The organism is Thioclava sp. F28-4 (assembly GCF_002020045.1).
Lineage (GTDB): Bacteria > Pseudomonadota > Alphaproteobacteria > Rhodobacterales > Rhodobacteraceae > Thioclava > Thioclava sediminum.
Window position 1 is genome coordinate 422499 of sequence record NZ_MPZQ01000002.1, and the last position, 20150, is coordinate 442648.

A 20150-nucleotide genomic window follows, 5' to 3' on the forward strand; every position below is an offset into this window, starting at 1 on the left:
GTGTCTCCTCGTGGATGTTGAGGCAGGTTAGGCGAGCTTAGCGCCGCTTGCGAGGGGCAAGGCTGCGTTTCGGCTCGGCTGTGGCGCGCGTGCCCGCCGATTTCCCCGGGGTCTTCCCGGCGGGGATCGGCTTGGCAGCGCGGATGATACGGAAACGGGTCGAAGGGCCGCTGGGCGGCGTGATCTCTTCAATCTCGTGGAACGCGGCGGCGAGCGCGTCGGCATAGGGCAGATGGCGGTTCGCCACCATCCAGAGCGTGCCCGAGAGCGACAGCATCCCGCGTGCGGCCTGAATGAAGGCCAGCCCCAGCGCCGGATCGGCCCCGCGCGCGGCCCCGTGGAAGGGCGGGTTCATCACGACGGCGGTATAGCGCTCTTCCGGCGCATGGCGCGTGGCGTCGGCCCAAAGGAACTGTGCACGCGGATCGGAAATGTTACGTTTCGCGCAGTCCAGCGCGACCGCATCCGACTCGACCAGATCGAGCCGTTCGACGCCCTTGCGCGCAAGGATCTGCGCCGAGAGCCAGCCCCACCCCGCGCCGAGATCGGCGACTTTCGACGGCAGGCTATCGGGCAGGCATTCCGCCAGAAGCGCCGAGCCCTCATCCACCGCATCCGCGGAGAACACGCCCGGACGGGTCACAAAGCCTTCGACCGGGTGGATATCCTGAGCCGCCCAGTCGGTCAGCAGGTCGGGGGCTGCGAAGAACCATGCGATCTTGCCATGGGCCTTTGCGATCGGCGCGGACAGCTCCACCCGCCCCCGCAACTCCTTGAGCAGCGAGTCGATCCCTTCGGTCTTCACCCCGTCGACATAGATCGGCCCGCCCGGCGCCACGCGCTGGCAGGCTTCGGCGATCAGCGCGCGGGCTTCGGCCTTGGCGCGGGGCGCGAAGATGATCGCGGCGGCATAGCTGCCCTCGGCACTCGGCGAGACACGAACGCCGCGCTGCGCGAGCACGTCATGATCGGGCTTCTCGGGCTGGATCGCCACGAGGCGATCGACCGGCAGACCGCCGAGGTCCAGCGTGCCCACGGGCGCGAACAGCGCGATGTCTCCCTCGGGCGGAAGCGCCTCGGGCATCTCGAGAGCGAGCGAAAGTCGCGGATGGCTCATGCAGGGAACCCTCTGAAAGAAACGAGCCCGCCGAATAGGCGGGCGCGACTGAATTTGCAAGGAACCGCTTGGGCGGCCTTTAGTCCTTCTCCATCGTGCATTGCAGCGGATGCTGGTGGCGGCGCGCGAAATCCATCACCTGCGCCACCTTCGTCTCGGCCACCTCGAAAGAGAAGACACCGACCACCGCAAGACCCTTCTTGTGCACGGTCAGCATGATCTCGAACGCCTGCGCGTGATTGAGACCGAAGAACCGCTCGAGGATATGGACGACGAATTCCATTGGCGTGTAATCGTCGTTCAACAACATGACCTTGTACATCGGCGGACGCTGCGTCTTCGGCCGCGTCTTGGTCGCGAGGGACGCATCGTTGTCGCTGTCGTCCTGGTCGTCGTCGGACATCATGTAAAGAGGCTCGGTCAAGGGCGCTCCGGCATCAGGAATCGTTGAGGGGCTCTGGCGGAATATAGGGTCTTCGTGACATATGAAAAGTCTTTCAACACCTCCGGCGAGAAAGGCGGGACGATGCGGCTCACGGCGATTGGCTTCGATGCGGATGATACGCTCTGGCATAACGAGCGTTTCTTTCAACTCACGCATGACCACTTTACCGAATTGCTGCGCGACCACGCCGAGCCCGATCATCTGGCAGAGCGGCTGATCGCGGCGGAACGTCGCAACATCGCGCATTACGGCTTTGGCATCAAAGGCTTCACCCTGTCGATGATCGAAACCGCGATTGAAGTCAGCGAAGGCCGCGTGCCCGCGACGATCCTGTCGGAGATCCTCGCGGCCGGGCGCGAAATGCTCTCCCACCCGATCGAGCTGCTGCCCCATGCGCGCGAGACGATCGAGGCGCTGTCGGACGACTACCGCATCCTTCTGGTGACCAAGGGCGACCTGATCGATCAGGAGCGAAAGCTGGCGCAGTCAGGCTTGGGCGATCTGTTCGACGCGGTCGAGATCGTCTCGGACAAGAAGCCCCCGGTCTACACCGAGATTTTCGCGCGCCATGCCGAAGGGGCGGAGCATGGGCTGATGGCGGGCAATTCGCTGAAATCCGACGTGATCCCGATGATCGAGGCGGGGGGCTGGGGCGTGCATGTGCCCCATGAATTGACATGGGCCTTCGAGCATGCCGAGCCCCCGATGGAGCATCCGCGCTTCGCCGAATTGCCCGACCTCGGCGCATTGCCCGATCTGATTGCAAAAATCACCGATTGAGCCCTGCATTGCGTGGCGTCATGCTCCGCTGACCTCACGCACCTGTGTCCGAAATACACCACCTATAGACATGCCGCCGCAAGAAGCCCACCACATCTTGCGGTATTGCATGAATGTCGCAGTGAAAGCGCTTGAAAATAGGGAGTTTTCAGCCTGAGAGACCCGTGCTACGCTTCTCGCTAATATAAACCCCGGAAACCGGCTCAAGATCGGTACCGCAAAGGGGTCAAATTGAGGCAGTGAAATAGGTGAAGCCGTGACCACGCTGATGCGCTGGGTCCGTGATGGGCTATTCGTAATCCTTCTGACACTCATTGCGCCGATCGCTGCGCAGGCCGCGCCCTACGCGGCGATGGTCATGGACATGCGATCGGGCGAAGTTCTCTACTCCAAGAATGCCGACACGCCGCTGCATCCGGCGTCGCTGACGAAGATGATGACGCTCTACATCACCTTCCAGGCGATCGAGCATGGCGAGTTCAGCCTCGATTCCATCGTCACCGTGACGAAGCATGCCGCCAGCCAGCCGCCCTCGCGTCTGGGCCTCCGCCCCGGTCAGAAGATCGCCGTGCGCTACCTGATCCGCGCCGCCGCGATCAAATCCGCCAATGACGCCGCAGCGGCGCTTGGCGATTACATCGGCGGCTCGGAAGAAGGCTTCGCTGCGCGTATGAACCGCACCGCGCGGCAGCTGGGCATGAAGAGCACCCATTTCGTCAACGCCAACGGCCTTACCCGCAAGGGCCACCTGTCCTCGGCGCATGACATGACGATCATGGGCCGTCACCTGTTCTTCGACTATCCGCAATATTACAACATCTTCTCGCGCCGCTCGGCGGATGCGAAAGTGCGCACCGTCTATTCGACGAACCGCAAATTCCTCGCAGCCTACAAGGGCGCGGACGGCATCAAGACTGGTTACACCTCGGCCTCGGGCTTCAACCTGACCGCCTCGGCACAGCGCGGCAACAAGCGCATCATCGCGACCGTCTTCGGCGGCACCTCCACTGCGCAGCGCAACGCGAAAATGGCCGATCTGCTGGATCTGGGCTTCAAGCGCGCTCCGAATAACGCGCCGACGAACCGCCCCCGGATCCCGCAATATATCGAGCCCGCGCAATCGCCGATGCTGATGGCCAACCTCGCGCCAAAGAAGAGCCCGCGCCCCGATATCCGCCCGACCGCGCCGACTGCGGATAGCGATGCAATCTCGATGGCGCTCGCCGCCGCGGTGCAGGCCGATCAGGTGGATGAGAGCACCGACATCCCCGAGGACGTGGCCGAAGGCGCGCAGGACGCTACTGCGGACACGCAAGATGTCGTCGTGGCCGATGTCGGCACGCTCGGGATCGGCGCGGAGATCACCGCAAGCCCCCGCCCGCAGCGCAACCCGCGCGAGATTCAGGTCGCGGACGCGACGAAGGCGCTACCTGCCGAGGTGACCAAGGCCACCCCGCTGGCACAGGCGCAGGCGCATGACGCCGCCGTCGCCGCCGGCAAGGCCAGCGCGGATGGAAGCGAAGAGCCGAGCGACGTGCAGCTTGCCTCCTACGAGCCCGGCGCGTCGGACGGCCCGAAATTCGTCCAGTCCACCCAGCCGCAGCCCGAGACGATGGAGCTGGCCGAGGCACATACGCTCGATCTGGACAAAAACGGCAAGGCCCCGTCCAGCTTCGTGCAGTCGACGGACCCGCAGCCCGAGACCGCGCAGATGGCCGCTGCCCCCGAGAAGCGCAAAAGCGAGATCATCCTCGCCGCTCTCACCCCCCCTGCCCCGGCTCCCGAACAGAAACCGCGCGTGGTCGCCCGTGTCTCCAGCTCGGGCGGGCGCAACTGGGGTGTCAGCCTCGGACTGTTCGGTTCGCGATTCGCCGCAGAGCGCCACATGCTGACCACGGCATTGATGGAAAGCGACACTTTGGGCGAAGCTTTGCGCAAAGTGGCCACCCGAAAGACCGGTTATGAGGCGAATTTCGTAGGAATGACCCAAGACATGGCACAACTGGCCTGTGCAAGGCTCGAGTCTCGCGCTATGGACTGCAAAGTGGTCGGCCCCTGAGAGTCTTCCCTTAGGGGCAAAATATGAAAAGCCGCGCTTGGTCAGCGCGGCTTTTCCTTTTTCCGGACCTTATGGCACCCGCCGCGCGGATCGCACCGACAGGAGCCTCCGGCGGGGATATTTGTGCCAAGGCGAAAGGGCGCGGTTCTGCATGGCTTGGCCCGTCCGGTCCTGCCCTCCGCGTCGCGCGCTCAGTCCTGCTTCGGATGGTCGTCGAACTCGTCGGACAGGATGCGCTCGGCATCGCCTTTCGGGTCGTCATACTGATTGTTCTTCAGCGACCAGAAAAACGCCCCGAGGCCAATCCCGCCGAGCAGCAGGGAGATCGGAATCGAATAGAGAAGAACCTCCATGAGGGGCTCCTTTCAGCGCAGGCGCAGCGAGTTGAGCGAAACCGTGATCGAGCTGGCCGACATCGCGAGCGCCGCCATCAGCGGCGTCGCGAGCCCCGTCAGCGCGAGCGGCACGGCGATGATATTGTAGACGATGGAGATGCCGAAGTTCTGCTTGATCCGGCGGCGGGCGCGCACCGAGATCGAGGCGGCATCGGAGACCGGCGCGAGATCCTTGCCCAGAAGCACGATATCCGACGCCGTGCGCGCCGCATCCAGTGCGGAGGCGGGCGAGACCGAGACATGGGCGGCCGCCAGCGCGGCGGTGTCGTTGAGACCGTCACCGACCATCAGCACGCGGTGGCCCTGTTGGGTGAGATCACTCACGAGCTGCGCTTTCTCCGCGGGCAAGGCGCCAGCGCGGTAGGTGTCGATCCCGAGGCGCGTGGCGAGATCGCTCACCGCCCCTTCGACGTCGCCCGAGACCAGCCAGACCTGCTTGCCCTGCGCCTTCAGACCGGCCACGGCCTCTTCGGCCCCGGTGCGCAGCGTGTCGGCAAAACGGATCGAGATCGGGGCTGCCTCGCCGATCTTGAGATGGGTTGCGGTCGTCGCGCCCTCGGCAGCGCCGATCCAGTTCGCACGACCGAGCCGCACGCGCTGGCCCTGCCAGACGCCTTCGACGCCGTAGCCCGGAACTTCGCGCAGATCGCTCAGCGCAGCGGGCGCAACGCCCTGCCCTACCGCCGCCTCGTGCAGGGCGCGCGCGAGCGGATGGCTCGAACCTTCGGCCAGCGCCATCGCGACGGACAGCGCCTCGGGCGAGAGATCGGAGAGGTTCTGCGGGCGCGGCGCACCCATGGTCAGCGTGCCGGTCTTGTCAAAGACGACCGTGTCGATCTCGGCCATACGCTCCAGCGCGGTGCCATCCTTGATCAACAGGCCCTTGCGGAACAGCTTGCCCGATGCGGCGGTCACCACGGCAGGCACCGCAAGCCCCAGCGCACAGGGACAGGTGATGATCAGCACCGCCGCCGCGATATTCACCGCCAGACGGAAATCGCCGCCCGTGATCCAGGCCCAGGCGCAGAACGCACTGAAAGACAGGATATGCACGATCGGCGCATAGGCCCGCGCCGCCCGTTCGGCGAGCGAGGTGTATTTGGTCTTCGCGCTCTCGGCCATCGCGACGAGATCGGCCATCCGATGCAGCGAGCTGTCGCGCCCGGCTGCCGTCACACGCAGGGTCAGCGGCCCGGTCAGGTTCACCTCACCGGCGGAGAGCGTCATTCCGGGCAGCACCTGCACGGGCAGGCTTTCGCCGGTCAGCAGCGAGCGGTCGCTCTCGGATTGGCCCTCGGTCACTTCGCCATCGGCGGGGATACGGCCCCCCGGTCGCACCCGGATCAGATCGCCGGGGACCAGTTCGCCCACGGGCACGGTGACCTCTTCGCCGTCGCGCAACACGGTCGCGCGGGGCACTTCCAGCGCGGCCAGCTCTTCGGCGGCCGAGCGCGCCACGGCGCGGGTCCGATAGTCGAGATAGCGGCCCACCAAAAGGAAGAAGGTGAGCATCGTCGCCGCTTCGAAATAGGCGTGTGCCCCGGAATGCATCGTCTCGAACAGCGAAATCCCGAGCGCGAGCAGGATCGCGAGCGAGATCGGCACATCCATCCCGAGACGCCCGCCGCGCAAGCTCGCCCAGGCATTGGCGAAGAAGGGCTGGCCCGCGAAGATCGTGGTGGGCAGCGCGATCGCCGCCGAAATCCAGTGGAAGAGGTCGCGCGTCGAGTCCTGCGCCCCCGACCAGACCGCGATCGAGAGCATCATGATGTTCATCATCGCGAAGCCCGCGACGCCCATGCGCATCAGGAGGTCACGTCCGCGCTTGTCGGCCTCGGTCGCGGACAGCATGCCGGGATCGAGCTCATGCGCCTCGTAGCCAATCTTGTCGAGCGCCGCGATCAGCCCCGCCGGCTCGACATCGCCCGCCGCATCGACCGAGGCACGTTTCAGCGTCAGGTTCACCCGCGCCGATTTCACGCCCGGCTGCTTCATCAGCTCGCGTTCGACATCGGTGATGCAGACCGCGCAATGCGCAGTGGGCAGCGACAGCATGATCCGCGCGCCCTTGATATCACCCGACTTCGCTATCTGCTCGGCCGAGGGGGCCGCGATGCAGGCGGGACAGGCCGAAGCCGAGACATGCTCGTCCTCGAACGGCTCGCTATGCGATGGAGAAGCGGGCGACACCGACATCGGCTCAGCCTTTCACGAACAGGTCAATCCGCTGGCGGAACTCCGTGCCGTCGGCGGCTTTCGCGTCGAGATGCACCAGCCAGACGCCCGGCGCAAGATCGAGCTTCGTGGTGAAGATGCCGCCGACATAGTCGAAATCGGGCGTCATGTCATCGCGGACATGGGTGGTGCGCCCGACGAGCGCCTTGAACTCGGCCACCCTCGCGGGCAGCCCGTCCTCGTCGCGGATCACGAAGCTCAGCTTGCCGTCGGAATACTCCGGCGACACGGTCCAGCCGAGCGCATCCTGCGCCAGTTTCTCTTCATTGAAGGTCTGCGAGGCGACATAGGAATTGTCGACCTCGAGGCCGGGGAAGGTGCTGACGGCCTGCCATGCCATGACGAGGTTGACCGCGATGATCACCCCGAAGGCGCCCACCGCGATCATCAGCACTTTTCTTCCGGTCAGCGGTTTCGCCATCTCGGTCATTGTACCCTTCCGTTGAATACGGTCGTCTCCGACACGCGATCAGTATTGGTCATGTCCTCGATCCACATCGTCAGCTCGGTACGCTCGCTGGTGGCGATGGACGAACCGGGTTCGGCGACAATATAGACCCTTTGGGTCATGGTTTCATCTGCGGGCACCGTCACGGTGCTCCCGTCCTGACCTTCAAGCAACACGCTGAGCGTGCTTTGATCGGCCGGATCGGGGGCTTTGACGGAGACCTTGAACTCGGTCGCCTCGCCCGCCTTGTTGCGCAGCCGCAGCGTGTAGATGTTGCGGATCGCGCCCGAGGGCTCCACCACGAAGAGCGGATCGCGGTTCGGCGTCACGTTGAAGTCGATGGGCGAGCGCATGAAGAGCGCGACCACCAGACCGATGCCGATCAGCGACCACATCGAGAAGTAGAGGATCGTGCGCGGGCGCATGATGTGCTTCCAGACATTGATGACCGGATTGCCCGAGCGCTCGTTCGCCTCGTCCTTCAGCGCCATGTAGCCGATGAGGCCGCGCGGTTTGCCGATCTTGTCCATCATCTCGTTGCAGGCGTCGATGCACAGGCCGCAGGTGATGCATTCAAGCTGCTGGCCGTCGCGGATATCGATGCCCATCGGGCAGACGTTGAAGCAGGCCATGCAGTCGATGCAGTCGCCCTGCGTCGGATCGTGCTGGCCCTTCTTGAGCTTGCCGCGCGGCTCGCCCCGCCATTCGCGATAGGCGATGGTGATCGTGTCTTCGTCCATCATCGCCGCCTGAATGCGCGGCCACGGGCAGGCGTAGATGCAGATCTGTTCGCGGGCGAAGCCGCCGAAGGCGAAGGTCGTGAGCGTCGCCACCGCGATCGTCGTATAGGCGATCGGCGAGGCGGTGCCGTGGAACAGATCGGTCAGCAGCGTAGGCGCATCGGTGAAGTAGAACACCCAGGCGCCGCCGGTCGCGACGCCGATCAGCAGCCAGAGCACCCATTTCGTGATGCGCTTGCGGAACTTCTCGGCGTTCCATTTCTGACGCAGCAGACGGATACGCGCGTTGCGGTCGCCCTCGACCCAACGCTCGACAAGGATGAACAGATCGGTCCAGACGGTCTGCGGGCAGGCATAGCCGCACCAGACGCGCCCCAGCGCCGAGGTGAACAGGAACAGGCCAAGGCCCGCCATGATCAGAAGGCCCGCGACGAAGTAGAATTCATGCGGCCAGATTTCGATCATGAAGAAGAAGAAACGGCGGTTCGCGAGGTCCAGAAGCACCGCCTGATCGGGCAGTTCCGGGCCACGATCCCAGCGAATCCACGGCGTGATGTAATAGATGCCAAGCATCACCGCCATGAGCACCCATTTCAGGTTGCGGAACTGGCCGTGCACGCGGCGCGGAAAGATCGGTTCGCGGGCAGCGTAAAGCGGCGGGGGATCGACTGGTTCGGTGGAGCTCACGACTCTCTCCGTTCATATATTTCTCTGCGTCACAGGCTCTTCTGGTATGACACAGTCGTGAAGGCTTTGACCTGCGTCAAAAAGACAGGTCTGCCATACAGGAAATCTTCACTGGTTGATATTTTTACTGGTCACCGGCATGCGCCGCTTGCTTGAAGAGCCAAGACATGAACTGGCGTAGCGCCGGTCGCCTCACGCCCGGTCGCGTAACCGTGTAATAGCCTTTTTCCTCGCTATCTTCAAACAGAAGCCGCAACCGTCCGGCCGCAATATCCTGCTCCACCCAGACCAAGGCGGTCACCGCCACCCCCTGCCCGCCGCGCGCTGCTTCGAGCAAAAGATTGCCCGGCATCGCTGTCAGGCTTCTGGCCTGATCCTGCGTGACGCCATGGCGCGCGAACCAGTCGGTCGACTCGGAGGTGCCGAGTTCTTGCAGCCACGGCAGGCCACGCAAATCCGCCGGGCAGTCATACCGCCCCTCCCCCGCCAGCGCAGGCGCCGCGACCACGACGATGGGCGAGCGCACCAGAAGCCGCGACTCGAGGCCGGGCCAGTTCCCCGATCCGTAACGCAGCGCCATCTCGACTCCGCCCGGCGCAAGCGTGGAGACGGTCGCCGAAGGGTCGATGGTCAGACCGATCTCGGGATGGGCTTCGCGAAAATCCGGCAGCCGGGGCAACAGCCAGGCCGAGGCGAAGCTTGGCGTGGTGGAGATTTGCAGCGGGCGGGAGTCGGCGGTGTCGCTCAGCGAAGCGACCGCTTCGGCAATCGTGCCGAACCCGTCGCGCAGGGCTTGCGCAAGGCGTCTACCATCGGACGTCAGCGCAGGCCGCGGCCCCGACCGGTCGACAAGCGTCACACCGAGCCGCTCTTCGAGCCCGCGCAATTGCTGACTGACGGCCGCATGCGACACGTTGAGCGCACGCCCCGCCTGAGCCACCGAACCGGAGTCGGCAAACGCCGAAAAGGCCCGCAGCGCGGTCAGGGAGGGGAGGGTCCGCCAGTCCATATCCGTAACTTCACCTTACATATTGGAAAGTTTCCTGAGTCGCATCTTCGCGCAAATAAAGCATCCTGACCAGAGTTGACCCGCCTTCAGGAGATCAGACATGAAAGATAGAGTTATGCCCGACACGCTGATGCTGTTCGCCCGCATGAACCTCCATCCGCCGCAAAGCAACTGGCCGCACCTGCCGGACCCGATAGACTCGCGCCATCGCGCACCGCGTCCCTCGCTGCGCCAACGTTTGCGGGAGATGTGGAAATGATCGGGATCTGTGCGCAGAGCTTCACCATCGCCACGGGCCTCGATCAGCGCCCCGGCCTACCGGCGGCCCGCTCGCATCGGCGTTCACATCGGCGTGCAAAGACAAGCGCGGAGCTTGTTTTGCCCAAGGATGACCCCAAGATAGACGACAGGTAACCCTCGACAAACGAGAGGGCCCCGCGACGGGGGCCCTCTGAAATTGGGCACCGGCACCCCCAGGAAACGCGCGAACAGGACGGGGTGCCGGTGCGACCCGCCAGACCAAAGCCCCGCGGGATCTCTGTGTTTTCGACCGTTACTGGCCGCCGCCCAAGCTGTGAACGTAAGCCGCCACGGCGCGGATATCCGCTTCCGACAGACGCTCGTTCCAGTTCGGCATAACGCCAAAGCGGGCGTTGGTGACCGTGTAGGTCAGCGTGTCCACATCCCCACCGTAAAGCCAGACGGCGTCGGTCAGGTTGGGCGCACCCTGCATCTGGTCACCGGTACCATCTTCGGCATGGCAGGCCGAGCAGTTGTCCATGAAGACGGTCTCGCCTTCAGTGGCCATTGCTTCGTCATGGTCCTGACCCGAGATCTTGCGGACGTATTGCACGACCTGATCGATCTGCGCGGGCTCGAGAAGCTCGTCCGTGCCGAAAGCGGGCATTTGCGAGTAACGTGCCTCGCCATCCGGGTCCGTCTCGTTGCGGATGCCGTGCGTGACGGTGAAATGGATGTCCTCCATCGTGCCGCCCCACAGCCATGCGCTGTCGAGAAGGTTCGGATAGCCCAGCTTCGAGTTGCCGCCCGCACCCGCACCGTGGCACTGCGCGCACCAGGTCCGGAACACGGCCGCACCGGCGTTCTGGGTGTAGTTGTTCAGCTCGGGATCGCTCGAGATTTGGTCGAGATCGACCGAGACGAGCTTCTCCTGGATCGGCTTATTCGCCGCAGCGAACTTGTCGATATCGGCCTGCACATTCGCGCGGGTCGACGAGTGCATGATCCCCGGCGTCGCGCCGGATTTGAAGATCGGCCATGCCGGCATCGCGATCGAGTAACCGATCCCCCAGATGACGCAGGCATAGAAGGTCCACAGCCACCATTTGGGCAGCGGATTGTTGTATTCCTCGATGCCGTCCCACTGGTGACCCGTGGTCTCGACCTCGTGCTTGTGCTTGCTTGGTCTCTTGCTCATGTTCTCCACGCCTCCTTACAACGTGGCGCCGTCAGTCCTTGGAGGACCGGCTTTCGCCGGCCTCCGAGGCATTGGCGGGTTTGTCTTCGTGCCGGAACGGGATCTCGGACGTATCTTCGTAGGTCTTGCGAGACCCGGGCCGGAAGACCCAGGCCACGACGGCCAGGAAGAAGACGAACATGAAGATCAGAAACCAGCTGTCCGCGAATTCCCTGAAGATGTGATAGTCCATTGATCAGCTCCCTTTACCGGCTGGCCACGGGTTCGAAGGTCGAGAAATCGACCATGGTGCCGAGCACCTGCAGATAGGCGACGAGTGCGTCCATCTCGGAAATGCCCGGGCGACCGTCGAAGTTACGGACGTTCGTCGCGTTGGGATAACGCTCCATCAGCCCGTCATAGTCGCTCATCGGATCGGCCTGAGCGGCAAAGTCCGCCTTGGCGTTCTCGATCATGTCCGAGGTATAGGGCACCCCCACCATCGCATCGGTCGAGAGCCGCTCGTCGATATGCGCGGGATCGACCATGCGATTGAGCAGGAAGCCATATTTCGGCATCACCGATTCCGGCACGACCGACTGCGGATTGGTCAGGTGATCCACATGCCAGGCATCCGAGTAGCGGCCGCCGACGCGGGCGAGGTCGGGCCCCGTCCGCTTCGAGCCCCACTGGAACGGGTGGTCGTATTGCGACTCCGCTGCCAGCGAGTAATGGCCATAACGCTCCACTTCGTCGCGCATCGGGCGGATCATCTGCGAGTGGCATACATAGCAGCCCTCGCGGATGTAGATATCGCGCCCGGTGAGCTCCAGCGGCGTGTAAGGCCGCACCCCTTCGACGTCCTCGATGGTGTTTTCGAGGTAGAAGAGCGGTGCGATCTCCACGATGCCGCCGATCGTGACGACCAGGAAGGCGAAGATCAGCAGGAGCGTGGCGTTCTTTTCAAGAACACTGTGCTTGTCGAGAAGTCCCATCTGTTCCTCTCCTTATTCAGCCGGCACGGCGGCAACCGAACGCGATTCCACGCGCGGCTGACGAGCGACGGTCATCCACAGATTGTAGGCCATGATGATGCCACCCGTGAGGTAGAGCACACCGCCCAGACCACGGACCACGAACATCGGATGCATGGCGGCCACGGTGTCGGCGAAGGCGTTCACGAGGAAGCCCTGGCTGTCCACTTCGCGCCACATCAGGCCCTGCATGATCCCGGCGACCCACATCGAAGCGGCATAAAGCACGATCCCGATGGTGGAGAGCCAGAAGTGCCAGCTGACCAGTTTCAGCGAGTAGAGCCCTTCACGTGCCCACAGACGCGGCACGAGGAAGTAGAGCATGCCGAAGGTGATCATGCCGTTCCAGCCGAGCGCCCCCGAGTGCACGTGACCGATCGTCCAGTCGGTGTAGTGCGACAGCGAGTTCACCGCCTTGATCGACATCATCGGGCCTTCGAAGGTCGACATGCCGTAGAAGCCGACCGACACCACCATCATGCGGATGATCGGATCGGTGCGAAGCTTGTCCCATGCGCCCGAGAGCGTCATCAGACCGTTGATCATGCCACCCCAGGAGGGCATCCACAGGATCACCGAGAAGGTCATGCCCAGCGTCGAGGCCCAGTCGGGCAGCGCCGTGTAGTGCAGGTGGTGGGGACCGGCCCAGATGTACAGGAAGATCAGCGCCCAGAAGTGCACGATCGACAGCTTGTAGGAGTAGACCGGACGTTCAGCCTGCTTCGGCACGAAGTAATACATCATGCCCAGGAAGCCTGCGGTCAGGAAGAAGCCCACCGCGTTGTGGCCGTACCACCACTGCGTCATCGCGTCCTGCACGCCCGAGAAGACCTGAACCGACTTCGAACCGAAGAACGAGACCGGGATCGACAGGTTGTTCACGATGTGCAGCATCGCGATGGTCACGATGAAGGACAGGTAGAACCAGTTGGCGACGTAGATATGGGGTTCCTTGCGCTTGAAGATCGTGCCGAGGAAGGCCAGCAGATAAGCGACCCAGACGATCGTCAGCCAGATGTCGACATACCATTCCGGCTCGGCATATTCCTTCGACTGCGTTGCGCCGAGGATGTAGCCGGTCGCAGCGAGCACGATGAACAGGTTATAGCCCCAGAACACGAACCAGCCGAGGCCGTTGCCACCGAACAGCCGCGCTGCCGAGGTGCGCTGCACCACGTAGAACGACGATGCGATCAGCGCGTTGCCACCGAAAGCGAAAATCACCGCCGACGTATGCAGCGGGCGCAGTTTGCCAAAGTTCAGATAGCCCTGAGCCCATTCGAAATTGAGCGCCGGATAGGCCAGCTGGAAGGCGATAATGACGGCGACCAGGAAGCCCACGACACCCCAGAAGGTCGTCGCGATCACCCCGGCGCGAACCACGCCGTCGAAATACTCGTTCTGAGCCACCGGCTGGCGGCTCCCCATGGTGCGAAGCACCCAGATGAATGCGATGGCCGCGGCCAGCATGACCTCGACTGCATTCACCTGATAGGCAAGATCGCGCGCGTAGCCGGCCGCAATGGCGGCCAGAACCGCCACAAGGCCAAGCGCGATCAGCTTGATATAATCCCACATTTTGTGCGTCCCTTCGTCTGGTCTGCCCCTGCGGCACCCTCGTAAACCGAGAATCCTCCTGGGCTTGACTGGAGTCCTTGTGATCCGAGGGTATGCACGATGCCTTGATCTGCATCAAATGCTCGCGATCACAGTGCGCCATTCGGTCGCAGTTATGTGATATGACGGGCACGTCCCTTGATCCGCGTCAAAGTGCGGCCGATCTCTTCGGGTTAGTCTCTGGTCTCACATGCTTATTCGCTTTTGGCGCAAGGACAGGACCCATGGCTTACAAGACACTTCTCACGATCGTCACGGATCCCAAGGCGGCCGCGACGCAAATCGATACCGCCGTGGCCGTCGCCCGGCGGCGCGACGCCCATCTCGACGTGCTCTGCCTCGGCGTGGACCGCACGCAGACCGGCTATTACTACGCGGGCGCGACCGCCTTCGTGCAGCAGGAAACGATGGATCGCGCGCAGGACGATGCGCGCAATGCCGAGACCGCGGTGCGCGCGCGGCTCGAAGCCGAAGATATCCGCTGGGGCGTCGATGCGGTCGTCTCGCAAATCGGCGCGATGCCGACCGTTGTCGGGCAGCGCGCCCGCTTCGCCGATCTGGTCGTGATGGGCCGCCCCTATGGCGAGGGCCGCGGGCCGGAAATCGAGGCCGCGGTCGAAGCCGCGCTCTTCGAGGGCCAGGTTCCGGTTGCGATCGTGCCCGACGGGTATAACGGCGACATGCCCGCCAAGCGCGTCGTTATCGCGTGGAATCAATCTCATGAGGCGATGCGTGCCGTCCGCGCCGCCCTGCCCGTTCTGAAATCCGCCGATCTGGTCGATATCACAGTGATCGACCCGCCCGCGCATGGGCCTGAGCGCTCCGATCCTGGCGGCCAGCTCAGCCAGATGCTGGCGCGTCACGGCGTCCATGCCGAGGTGTCGGTGCTGGCCAAGACCATGCCGCGCGTGTCGGACGTGCTCAACCGTCATGTCAGCGACAGCGAGGCCGATGCGATCGTGATGGGGGCTTACGGCCATTCGCGCTTCCGCGAAGCGATCTTGGGCGGCGCTACGCGCCACATGCTCGAGATGGCCGAGGTTCCGGTGATCATGGCGCACTGAGCGCATCACCTTTCAGAACGGATGACGGCGCCTCTCGGGGCGCCGTTTTCATTGGTGCAGGTCGGTCTTTATGCCCTTCGCCTTGCCGAGCTTGCGGCAATAGCTGGCCCAGTCGCGGAAGTCCTGCGAGAAGGCCGCCATCTTGCCGCGCCCGCGCCAGTCGTCAAAGCTTTCACGCTGATGAACCGCGACCCAGCTGGCGGCATCCGTGCGCCCTTCAGCCTCGGCCTGCTTGATCGCAGCCCCACGCCAGATCATCCCGGCCCGGTCGAGCTTTTCCGCCCGCGCGGGGTCGGAGATCATCGTGCCGACGCCGTGAAACAGGCCCGAGCATTGCGCCATACTCTGCGACAACGGCTGCGCCACACTCAGGCCTGGAACGGCAACGAGGAAGAAACAAGTAAACAGGATACGCATAAGACCTTCCTCGATGCTGCCACCCCTTGTTTACCTAACGACAGTGCCGAAACCGGGGCAGAACCCGCACGAATTCGCGACCTTGTCGCGACATCCCTGCCCTGCGCGGAACCCCGGTCGCGCTGACGGGTTGGCTGGTTAAATAAAGACCGGAGCCCCCAATGACCCGCCATATCCTGCCCGCCCTTCTCGCTAGCCTCGCCCTACTCGCCGCCTGTCAGGAAATGACGCCAAAACAGGATGGAGCGAAGCCCACGACACTGCCTGAGGGCATGATCGGGCGCTGGGGGCTGACGCAGGCCGATTGCGACGGCTCTCGCGATGACGCCAAGGGCCTGATGGTGGTGAAGCCGGACAGCCTGCAATTCTATGAGTCGCAAGCCAAGCTCACCGAGATCGACAGCGCGACCGATCGCGTGGTGCGGGCGACGTGGAATTTTACTGGCGAAGGACAAAAATGGCAGCGCGACATCGTGCTGACCCTGTCGAGCACGGGCATCTACCTCTCGCGTCAGGATATCACGCGGGACTCGATGAAGCCCCTCACCTATCGGCAGTGCGTGTCCCCCTGAGCGGACGGATGCTCAGATGAGGAAACCGCCGTCGCTGTCATCGCCCGCTTCCAGCAGAAGCCGATCCATATCCGGCACGGTGACATGGCGCTTGCCCTGCAGCTCGATTACCCCGTCGCGTTTCAGCGCGGACATCTGGCGGCTCACAGTCTCGAGCGTCAGCCCGAGGTAATCGGCCATCGCCTCGCGCGTCAGCGGCAGATCGAACACCATATGCCGGGCGCTGGGGCTCATGTTGATCGACGCATCGCGCCGCGCCACGATCGACAGCAGCGAGGCGATCTTCTCGCGCGCGGTCTTGCGGCCCAGAAGCAGCATCCATTCGCGCGCCGCGTCCAGTTCGTCGAGCGTCATCTGCAACAGGCGCTGAGCGATATGGGGCGTGCGCTCCATCATCTCTTCGAAGGGCTTGCGGCGGAAGCAGCACATCAGGATGTCGGTGGTCGCGGTCACATTATAGGCGGCACGGTTGCGCCCTGGACGGCCCACGAAATCCGAAGGCAGCAACAGGCCAACCATCTGGGTGCGCCCGTCTTCGAGCGTCTGCGTCAGAGTCGCGATGCCCGAGACGACCGAGGCCACGAAATCCATCTGGTCGCCAGCCCAGATAATCGTCTGGCCCGCCTCGAAACTTCGGTAATACTTGATCTTCTCAAGCTGAGCGAGCTCGTCTGCGTCACAGCGCGCGCAGACCGCGCGATGTTGGATCGGGCAGTCTCCGCATGCGAGCGAAGTCGGCTGAACGTCGTCATGTGCCATGTGGATATTGCTTGATCTGGGTCAAATTCTGTTGCGCGTCTTACATCTAAAGATACGCCTATGGAACAGGAATCGCAACTGACCCGGCTCGGGCTCTTCGACGCACGGGTGCCCCGCTACACAAGCTACCCCACCGCCCCCCATTTCGCGGGCGATGTCGGGCCGATGGAATTCGCGCACTGGATCGAAGCGATCCCCGAAGGTGCGTCGATCTCCCTTTATTTGCACGTGCCGTTTTGCCGCCGGCTGTGCTGGTTCTGCGCCTGCCGCACGCAAGGCACGCAAAGCGAAGAACCGGTGCGCGCCTATGCCGAGACGCTGCTGGCCGAACTGCGTCTATTCAAGGAACGCTTGGCCCCCGGCGTCACGCTGTCGCGACTGCATTGGGGCGGCGGCACGCCGACGCTGATGCCCGGAGACATGATGCGTCGCCTCGCCGATGCGGTCTTCGACGCGGTACCCATGGGCGAAGGTGCGGAATTCTCGGTCGAGATCGACCCGAATGAGATCGACGCCGAGCGCATCGACGCGCTGGTCGAATCCGGAATGAACCGCGCCTCGATCGGGGTGCAGGATTTCGACCCGCAAATCCAAGGCGTTATCGGGCGCGATCAGAGCTACGAGATCACCAAGGCCGCGGTCGACATGATTCGCGAACGCGATGTCGCGAGCCTCAACGCAGATATTCTCTACGGGCTGCCGCACCAGACGCCGACAAAGATCGCGGATTCGGTGCAGAAGCTGCTGTCTCTCGGCCCCGACCGCGTGGCGCTTTACGGCTACGCGCATGTGCCGTGGATGGCGCGGCGCCAGACGATGATCCCGTCGGACCACCTGCCCACCCCGCAGGAGCGTCTGAAGCTCTTCGAGGTGGCGCGCGAATTGTTCGTGGCCGACGGCTATGACGAGATTGGCATCGACCATTTCGCCCTGCCGACCGACGGTCTCTCGATCGCACAGAGGGCAGGCAAGCTGCGACGCAATTTCCAGGGATATACCGACGATCAAGCCGAAGCGCTGGTCGGGCTCGGCGCCTCGTCGATCTCGCGCTTCCCGCAAGGCTATGCGCAGAACGCGCCCGCCACCTCGGCCCATACCGCGGCGATCCGGGCGGATCGGTTCTCGACCTCGCGCGGGCACCGCTTCACCGCGGATGACAAGATGCGCGCGCGGCTGATCGAGGCGCTGATGTGCGATTTCGAAGTGAGCGCAGCGGAACTGGTGCAGGACTTCGGCGCCGATCCGGAGGAGTTGTCCGCGCTGTTCGCCACCTGCGCCGAGCATTTCGGCGACATGGTTCAGGTGAGTGCGGAGGGGCTGCGCATTCCGGTCAAGGCCCGCCCCCTGACCCGGATGATCGCGCGCCATTTCGATGCCTATGATCTGTCGAAAGCCGGGCATAGCTCGGCGATCTGATCGCAGGGAAGAGGGACGAGAAAGGGGTCGCGGCGGCGGCCCCTTTTCTTTTGCGCGGGTCATCCGGCGACGCCCCGACCGCGTATCGCCCTGCATGAAGATGCGCCGCAAATCCGATCTGCCGACCAAGCTCTGTGCCACCTGTGGCCGCCCTTTCGCGTGGCGTAAGAAATGGGCCCGGGATTGGGAGAGCGTGCGCTACTGCTCGGAACGCTGCCGCAGGTCGATGACACCCGGCGCGGCTCAAGGTGAAAATCGCGGCAATTGATTTATCATACCGCATGGTATATTAATTCCGCATGACCGCTACCCCAGCCCCATCGCGCCGTGGGCGCCCGCGCCGCAAACCGGAGGATCAGGACGCCCGCAAGGCGCTGATCCAAGCGGGGTTGGCGCAACTGACCGAGCGCGGCTACGCAAGCGTCGCCCTAGAAGAGATCACCGCCGCCGCCGGTGTCACCAAGGGCAGCTTCTACCATTACTTCCCGATGAAATCGGCCTTCGGCGCGACCCTGATCGACGCCTATGGCAGCTATTTCGAAGACAAGCTCCGCCGCGCCTTCGATCGCACCGACCTCAGCCCCCTCGCCCGGCTCACTGCCTTCACCGAAGAGGCCGAGGCGGGCATGGCCCGGTTCGATTTTCGCCGTGGCTGCCTGATCGGCAATCTCGGTCAGGAGATGGGCAGCCTGCCCGAGGAGTTTCGCACCCGCCTGATCGCGGTATTCGAGCGCTGGCAGAGCCTCACCGCGACCTGCCTGCGTGACGCGCAAGCGGTGGGCGAAGTCGGCCCCGATCATGACCCCGACGCCCTCGCAGAGCTGTTCTGGACCGGCTGGGAAGGCGCGGTCCTGCGCACCAAACTTCAACGCAACCCCGAGCCGCTGCGCCGTTTTACCGACGGCTTCCTGCGGCTCGCCCGAAGCTGAAAGGATACCCCATGGTCAAAGCCATTCTGATCGAGAAACCCGAAGAGACCCAGAGCGCCTCGCTCAAGGAGATCGACCTGCCCGATCTGACCGAAGGCGAGGTGGCCGTCGACGTCGCCTACTCGACGATGAACTACAAGGACGCGCTGGCGATTACCGGCGCGGGCCCCGTGGTGCGCAGCTTCCCGATGGTGCCGGGCATCGACTGCTCGGGCGTCGTCGCCAACAGCAAGCATCCCGATTTCGCGAAAGGCGACCGGGTCGTGCTCAACGGCTGGGGCGTGGGCGAGAAGCACTGGGGCGGGCTGGCCGAGCGCGCCCATCTGAAAGGCGACTGGCTGGTGAAGCTGCCCGACGGGATCTCCTTGCGTCAGGCGATGGCGATCGGCACCGCGGGCTACACGGCAATGCTCTGCGTGATGGCGCTCGAGGCGCATGGCGTGACGCCCGAGAGCGGCGAGGTCGTCGTGACCGGCGCGACCGGCGGCGTGGGCAGCGTGGCGACCGCGCTTCTGGGCAAGCTGGGCTACAAGGTCGCGGCCGTGACAGGACGCCCCGAAGAGGAAGACTACCTCAAGGGCCTCGGCGCATCGTCGATCGTTCCGCGCGAGGATGTCTCTGGCAAACCACGCCCGCTGAACAAGGAACGCTGGGCCGGGGCTGTCGATGTGGTCGGCGGCGAAGTCCTCGCCAATGTCCTGTCGATGATGACCTATCGCGGCACCGTTGCGGCCTGCGGTCTGGCGGGCTCGATGAACCTGCCGACATCCGTGGCCCCCTTCATCCTGCGCGGCGTGACGCTCGCAGGCGTCGACAGCGTGATGTGCCCGGTTGCGGACCGCGTCGAGGCATGGCGTCGCCTGGCCGCCGATCTCGACATGGACAAGCTCGCCGCGATGGAGACCGAAGTCGCACTGGAAGACGTGATTGCAACCGCGCCGAAATTCCTCGATGGAAAGGTGCGCGGGCGGATCGTCGTTCCGGTCGCACCTGACCTCGGCTGATTACGG

At 63.9% G+C, this 20150-nt stretch carries 22 protein-coding genes; 9 read left to right on the plus strand and 13 right to left on the minus strand.

Features of this window, described 5'->3' with window-relative positions; all coding sequences use genetic code 11:
• Positions 1 to 37 precede the first annotated feature (37 nt).
• Both BMI87_RS06790 and clpS read right to left on the minus strand, forming a co-directional pair.
• Complete coding sequence (locus BMI87_RS06790; RefSeq protein WP_078520397.1) at positions 38 to 1117, minus strand: class I SAM-dependent methyltransferase; 1080 nt, start codon at positions 1115 to 1117, stop codon at positions 38 to 40.
• A 79-nt stretch (positions 1118 to 1196) separates the two neighbouring features.
• A complete protein-coding gene (gene clpS / locus BMI87_RS06795; RefSeq protein ID WP_078520398.1) occupies positions 1197 to 1523 on the minus strand; it encodes an ATP-dependent Clp protease adapter ClpS in 327 nt (108 codons plus the stop codon).
• Positions 1524 to 1643: 120 nt separating this feature from the next.
• Between clpS and BMI87_RS06800 the strand changes: the two genes are divergently transcribed.
• Positions 1644 to 2342, plus strand: a complete 699-nt coding sequence (locus BMI87_RS06800) for an HAD family hydrolase (RefSeq protein ID WP_078520592.1) — start codon at positions 1644 to 1646, stop codon at positions 2340 to 2342.
• 256 nt (positions 2343 to 2598) lie between these two features.
• Positions 2599 to 4401 (plus strand): D-alanyl-D-alanine carboxypeptidase family protein, encoded by a 1803-nt coding sequence (locus BMI87_RS06805; RefSeq protein WP_371326876.1) that lies wholly within the window; start codon positions 2599 to 2601, stop codon positions 4399 to 4401.
• A gap of 191 nt (positions 4402 to 4592) precedes the next feature.
• On the opposite strand, the gene ccoS is transcribed toward BMI87_RS06805, so the two are convergent.
• The 5 genes from ccoS to BMI87_RS06830 form a co-directional block, all read right to left on the minus strand.
• On the minus strand, positions 4593 to 4754 hold the full coding sequence (gene ccoS, locus BMI87_RS06810) for a cbb3-type cytochrome oxidase assembly protein CcoS (protein WP_078520399.1): 162 nt from the start codon (positions 4752 to 4754) through the stop codon (positions 4593 to 4595).
• A gap of 12 nt (positions 4755 to 4766) precedes the next feature.
• Positions 4767 to 6992 (minus strand): cation-translocating P-type ATPase, encoded by a 2226-nt coding sequence (locus tag BMI87_RS06815; RefSeq protein ID WP_078520400.1) that lies wholly within the window; start codon positions 6990 to 6992, stop codon positions 4767 to 4769.
• A 4-nt stretch (positions 6993 to 6996) separates the two neighbouring features.
• On the minus strand, positions 6997 to 7461 hold the full coding sequence (locus BMI87_RS06820; protein ID WP_348638848.1) for a FixH family protein: 465 nt from the start codon (positions 7459 to 7461) through the stop codon (positions 6997 to 6999).
• The gene (gene ccoG, locus BMI87_RS06825) at positions 7458 to 8906 is read right to left on the minus strand and encodes a cytochrome c oxidase accessory protein CcoG (RefSeq protein WP_078520401.1); all 1449 of its coding nucleotides are present in this window, start codon (positions 8904 to 8906) and stop codon (positions 7458 to 7460) included. Before ccoG ends, BMI87_RS06820 begins: the two co-directional genes overlap by 4 nt.
• Before the next feature lie 124 nt (positions 8907 to 9030).
• Positions 9031 to 9915 carry a LysR family transcriptional regulator gene (locus BMI87_RS06830; protein WP_078520402.1) on the minus strand — a complete coding sequence of 295 codons (885 nt, stop codon included), beginning with the start codon at positions 9913 to 9915 and terminating at the stop codon, positions 9031 to 9033.
• A 100-nt stretch (positions 9916 to 10015) separates the two neighbouring features.
• Here BMI87_RS06830 and BMI87_RS22495 point away from each other — a divergent pair, with 100 nt between their 5' ends.
• On the plus strand, positions 10016 to 10174 hold the full coding sequence (locus tag BMI87_RS22495; protein ID WP_168175170.1) for a hypothetical protein: 159 nt from the start codon (positions 10016 to 10018) through the stop codon (positions 10172 to 10174).
• A gap of 294 nt (positions 10175 to 10468) precedes the next feature.
• On the opposite strand, the gene ccoP is transcribed toward BMI87_RS22495, so the two are convergent.
• Genes ccoP through ccoN form a run of 4 tightly spaced genes read right to left on the minus strand, consistent with a single transcriptional unit; the run spans position 10469 to position 13944 of the window.
• Positions 10469 to 11353 (minus strand): cytochrome-c oxidase, cbb3-type subunit III, encoded by an 885-nt coding sequence (gene ccoP / locus BMI87_RS06835; RefSeq protein ID WP_078520403.1) that lies wholly within the window; start codon positions 11351 to 11353, stop codon positions 10469 to 10471.
• A gap of 31 nt (positions 11354 to 11384) precedes the next feature.
• Entirely contained in the window at positions 11385 to 11585 is a 201-nt protein-coding gene (locus BMI87_RS06840; RefSeq protein WP_078520404.1) for a cbb3-type cytochrome c oxidase subunit 3, read from the minus strand.
• Between the two features lie 13 nt (positions 11586 to 11598).
• On the minus strand, positions 11599 to 12327 hold the full coding sequence (gene ccoO, locus BMI87_RS06845) for a cytochrome-c oxidase, cbb3-type subunit II (RefSeq protein ID WP_078520405.1): 729 nt from the start codon (positions 12325 to 12327) through the stop codon (positions 11599 to 11601).
• Between the two features lie 12 nt (positions 12328 to 12339).
• Positions 12340 to 13944, minus strand: coding sequence for a cytochrome-c oxidase, cbb3-type subunit I (gene ccoN / locus BMI87_RS06850; protein WP_078520406.1), 1605 nt, complete (start codon positions 13942 to 13944; stop codon positions 12340 to 12342).
• Between the two features lie 263 nt (positions 13945 to 14207).
• Here ccoN and BMI87_RS06855 point away from each other — a divergent pair, with 263 nt between their 5' ends.
• Positions 14208 to 15047: a universal stress protein gene (locus BMI87_RS06855; RefSeq protein WP_078520407.1), complete on the plus strand. Its 840-nt coding sequence runs from the start codon at positions 14208 to 14210 to the stop codon at positions 15045 to 15047.
• A gap of 48 nt (positions 15048 to 15095) precedes the next feature.
• Here BMI87_RS06855 and BMI87_RS06860 read toward each other — a convergent pair whose 3' ends face one another.
• The gene (locus BMI87_RS06860; RefSeq protein ID WP_078520408.1) at positions 15096 to 15464 is read right to left on the minus strand and encodes a hypothetical protein; all 369 of its coding nucleotides are present in this window, start codon (positions 15462 to 15464) and stop codon (positions 15096 to 15098) included.
• Positions 15465 to 15625: 161 nt separating this feature from the next.
• Between BMI87_RS06860 and BMI87_RS06865 the strand changes: the two genes are divergently transcribed.
• Positions 15626 to 16036 (plus strand): hypothetical protein, encoded by a 411-nt coding sequence (locus BMI87_RS06865; protein WP_078520409.1) that lies wholly within the window; start codon positions 15626 to 15628, stop codon positions 16034 to 16036.
• 12 nt (positions 16037 to 16048) lie between these two features.
• Here BMI87_RS06865 and fnrL read toward each other — a convergent pair whose 3' ends face one another.
• A complete protein-coding gene (fnrL, locus tag BMI87_RS06870; protein ID WP_078520410.1) occupies positions 16049 to 16795 on the minus strand; it encodes a transcriptional regulator FnrL in 747 nt (248 codons plus the stop codon).
• A gap of 60 nt (positions 16796 to 16855) precedes the next feature.
• On the opposite strand from fnrL, the gene hemN reads away from it, so the two are divergent.
• The 4 genes from hemN to BMI87_RS06890 all read left to right on the plus strand — a co-directional run bounded on the left by hemN (position 16856) and on the right by BMI87_RS06890 (position 20144).
• Positions 16856 to 18211 (plus strand): oxygen-independent coproporphyrinogen III oxidase, encoded by a 1356-nt coding sequence (gene hemN, locus BMI87_RS06875; protein WP_078520411.1) that lies wholly within the window; start codon positions 16856 to 16858, stop codon positions 18209 to 18211.
• A gap of 100 nt (positions 18212 to 18311) precedes the next feature.
• A complete protein-coding gene (locus tag BMI87_RS06880) occupies positions 18312 to 18479 on the plus strand; it encodes a DUF2256 domain-containing protein (RefSeq protein WP_078520595.1) in 168 nt (55 codons plus the stop codon).
• A 31-nt stretch (positions 18480 to 18510) separates the two neighbouring features.
• Positions 18511 to 19140 (plus strand): TetR/AcrR family transcriptional regulator, encoded by a 630-nt coding sequence (locus tag BMI87_RS06885; protein ID WP_078520412.1) that lies wholly within the window; start codon positions 18511 to 18513, stop codon positions 19138 to 19140.
• A gap of 11 nt (positions 19141 to 19151) precedes the next feature.
• Entirely contained in the window at positions 19152 to 20144 is a 993-nt protein-coding gene (locus BMI87_RS06890) for an MDR family oxidoreductase (protein ID WP_078520413.1), read from the plus strand.
• The last annotated feature ends 6 nt before the right edge of the window (positions 20145 to 20150 follow it).

Bases quoted from the DNA above. Each gene is read 5' to 3' on its own strand.
- BMI87_RS06865 (WP_078520409.1), top strand. From the start codon at position 15,626: ATGACCCGCCATATCCTGCCCGCCCTTCTCGCTAGCCTCGCCCTACTC.
- BMI87_RS22495 (WP_168175170.1), top strand. From the start codon at position 10,016: ATGAAAGATAGAGTTATGCCCGACACGCTGATGCTGTTCGCCCGCATG.
- BMI87_RS06855 (WP_078520407.1), top strand. From the start codon at position 14,208: ATGGCTTACAAGACACTTCTCACGATCGTCACGGATCCCAAGGCGGCC.
- BMI87_RS06800 (WP_078520592.1), top strand. From the start codon at position 1,644: ATGCGGCTCACGGCGATTGGCTTCGATGCGGATGATACGCTCTGGCAT.
- BMI87_RS06815 (WP_078520400.1), bottom strand. From the start codon at position 6,992: ATGTCGGTGTCGCCCGCTTCTCCATCGCATAGCGAGCCGTTCGAGGAC.
- hemN (WP_078520411.1), top strand. From the start codon at position 16,856: ATGGAACAGGAATCGCAACTGACCCGGCTCGGGCTCTTCGACGCACGG.
- clpS (WP_078520398.1), bottom strand. From the start codon at position 1,523: ATGATGTCCGACGACGACCAGGACGACAGCGACAACGATGCGTCCCTC.
- fnrL (WP_078520410.1), bottom strand. From the start codon at position 16,795: ATGGCACATGACGACGTTCAGCCGACTTCGCTCGCATGCGGAGACTGC.
- ccoO (WP_078520405.1), bottom strand. From the start codon at position 12,327: ATGGGACTTCTCGACAAGCACAGTGTTCTTGAAAAGAACGCCACGCTC.
- BMI87_RS06830 (WP_078520402.1), bottom strand. From the start codon at position 9,915: ATGGACTGGCGGACCCTCCCCTCCCTGACCGCGCTGCGGGCCTTTTCG.
- ccoP (WP_078520403.1), bottom strand. From the start codon at position 11,353: ATGAGCAAGAGACCAAGCAAGCACAAGCACGAGGTCGAGACCACGGGT.
- ccoS (WP_078520399.1), bottom strand. From the start codon at position 4,754: ATGGAGGTTCTTCTCTATTCGATTCCGATCTCCCTGCTGCTCGGCGGG.
- BMI87_RS06885 (WP_078520412.1), top strand. From the start codon at position 18,511: ATGACCGCTACCCCAGCCCCATCGCGCCGTGGGCGCCCGCGCCGCAAA.
- BMI87_RS06820 (WP_348638848.1), bottom strand. From the start codon at position 7,461: ATGACCGAGATGGCGAAACCGCTGACCGGAAGAAAAGTGCTGATGATC.
- BMI87_RS06880 (WP_078520595.1), top strand. From the start codon at position 18,312: ATGCGCCGCAAATCCGATCTGCCGACCAAGCTCTGTGCCACCTGTGGC.
- BMI87_RS06840 (WP_078520404.1), bottom strand. From the start codon at position 11,585: ATGGACTATCACATCTTCAGGGAATTCGCGGACAGCTGGTTTCTGATC.
- BMI87_RS06890 (WP_078520413.1), top strand. From the start codon at position 19,152: ATGGTCAAAGCCATTCTGATCGAGAAACCCGAAGAGACCCAGAGCGCC.
- BMI87_RS06860 (WP_078520408.1), bottom strand. From the start codon at position 15,464: ATGCGTATCCTGTTTACTTGTTTCTTCCTCGTTGCCGTTCCAGGCCTG.
- BMI87_RS06790 (WP_078520397.1), bottom strand. From the start codon at position 1,117: ATGAGCCATCCGCGACTTTCGCTCGCTCTCGAGATGCCCGAGGCGCTT.
- ccoN (WP_078520406.1), bottom strand. From the start codon at position 13,944: ATGTGGGATTATATCAAGCTGATCGCGCTTGGCCTTGTGGCGGTTCTG.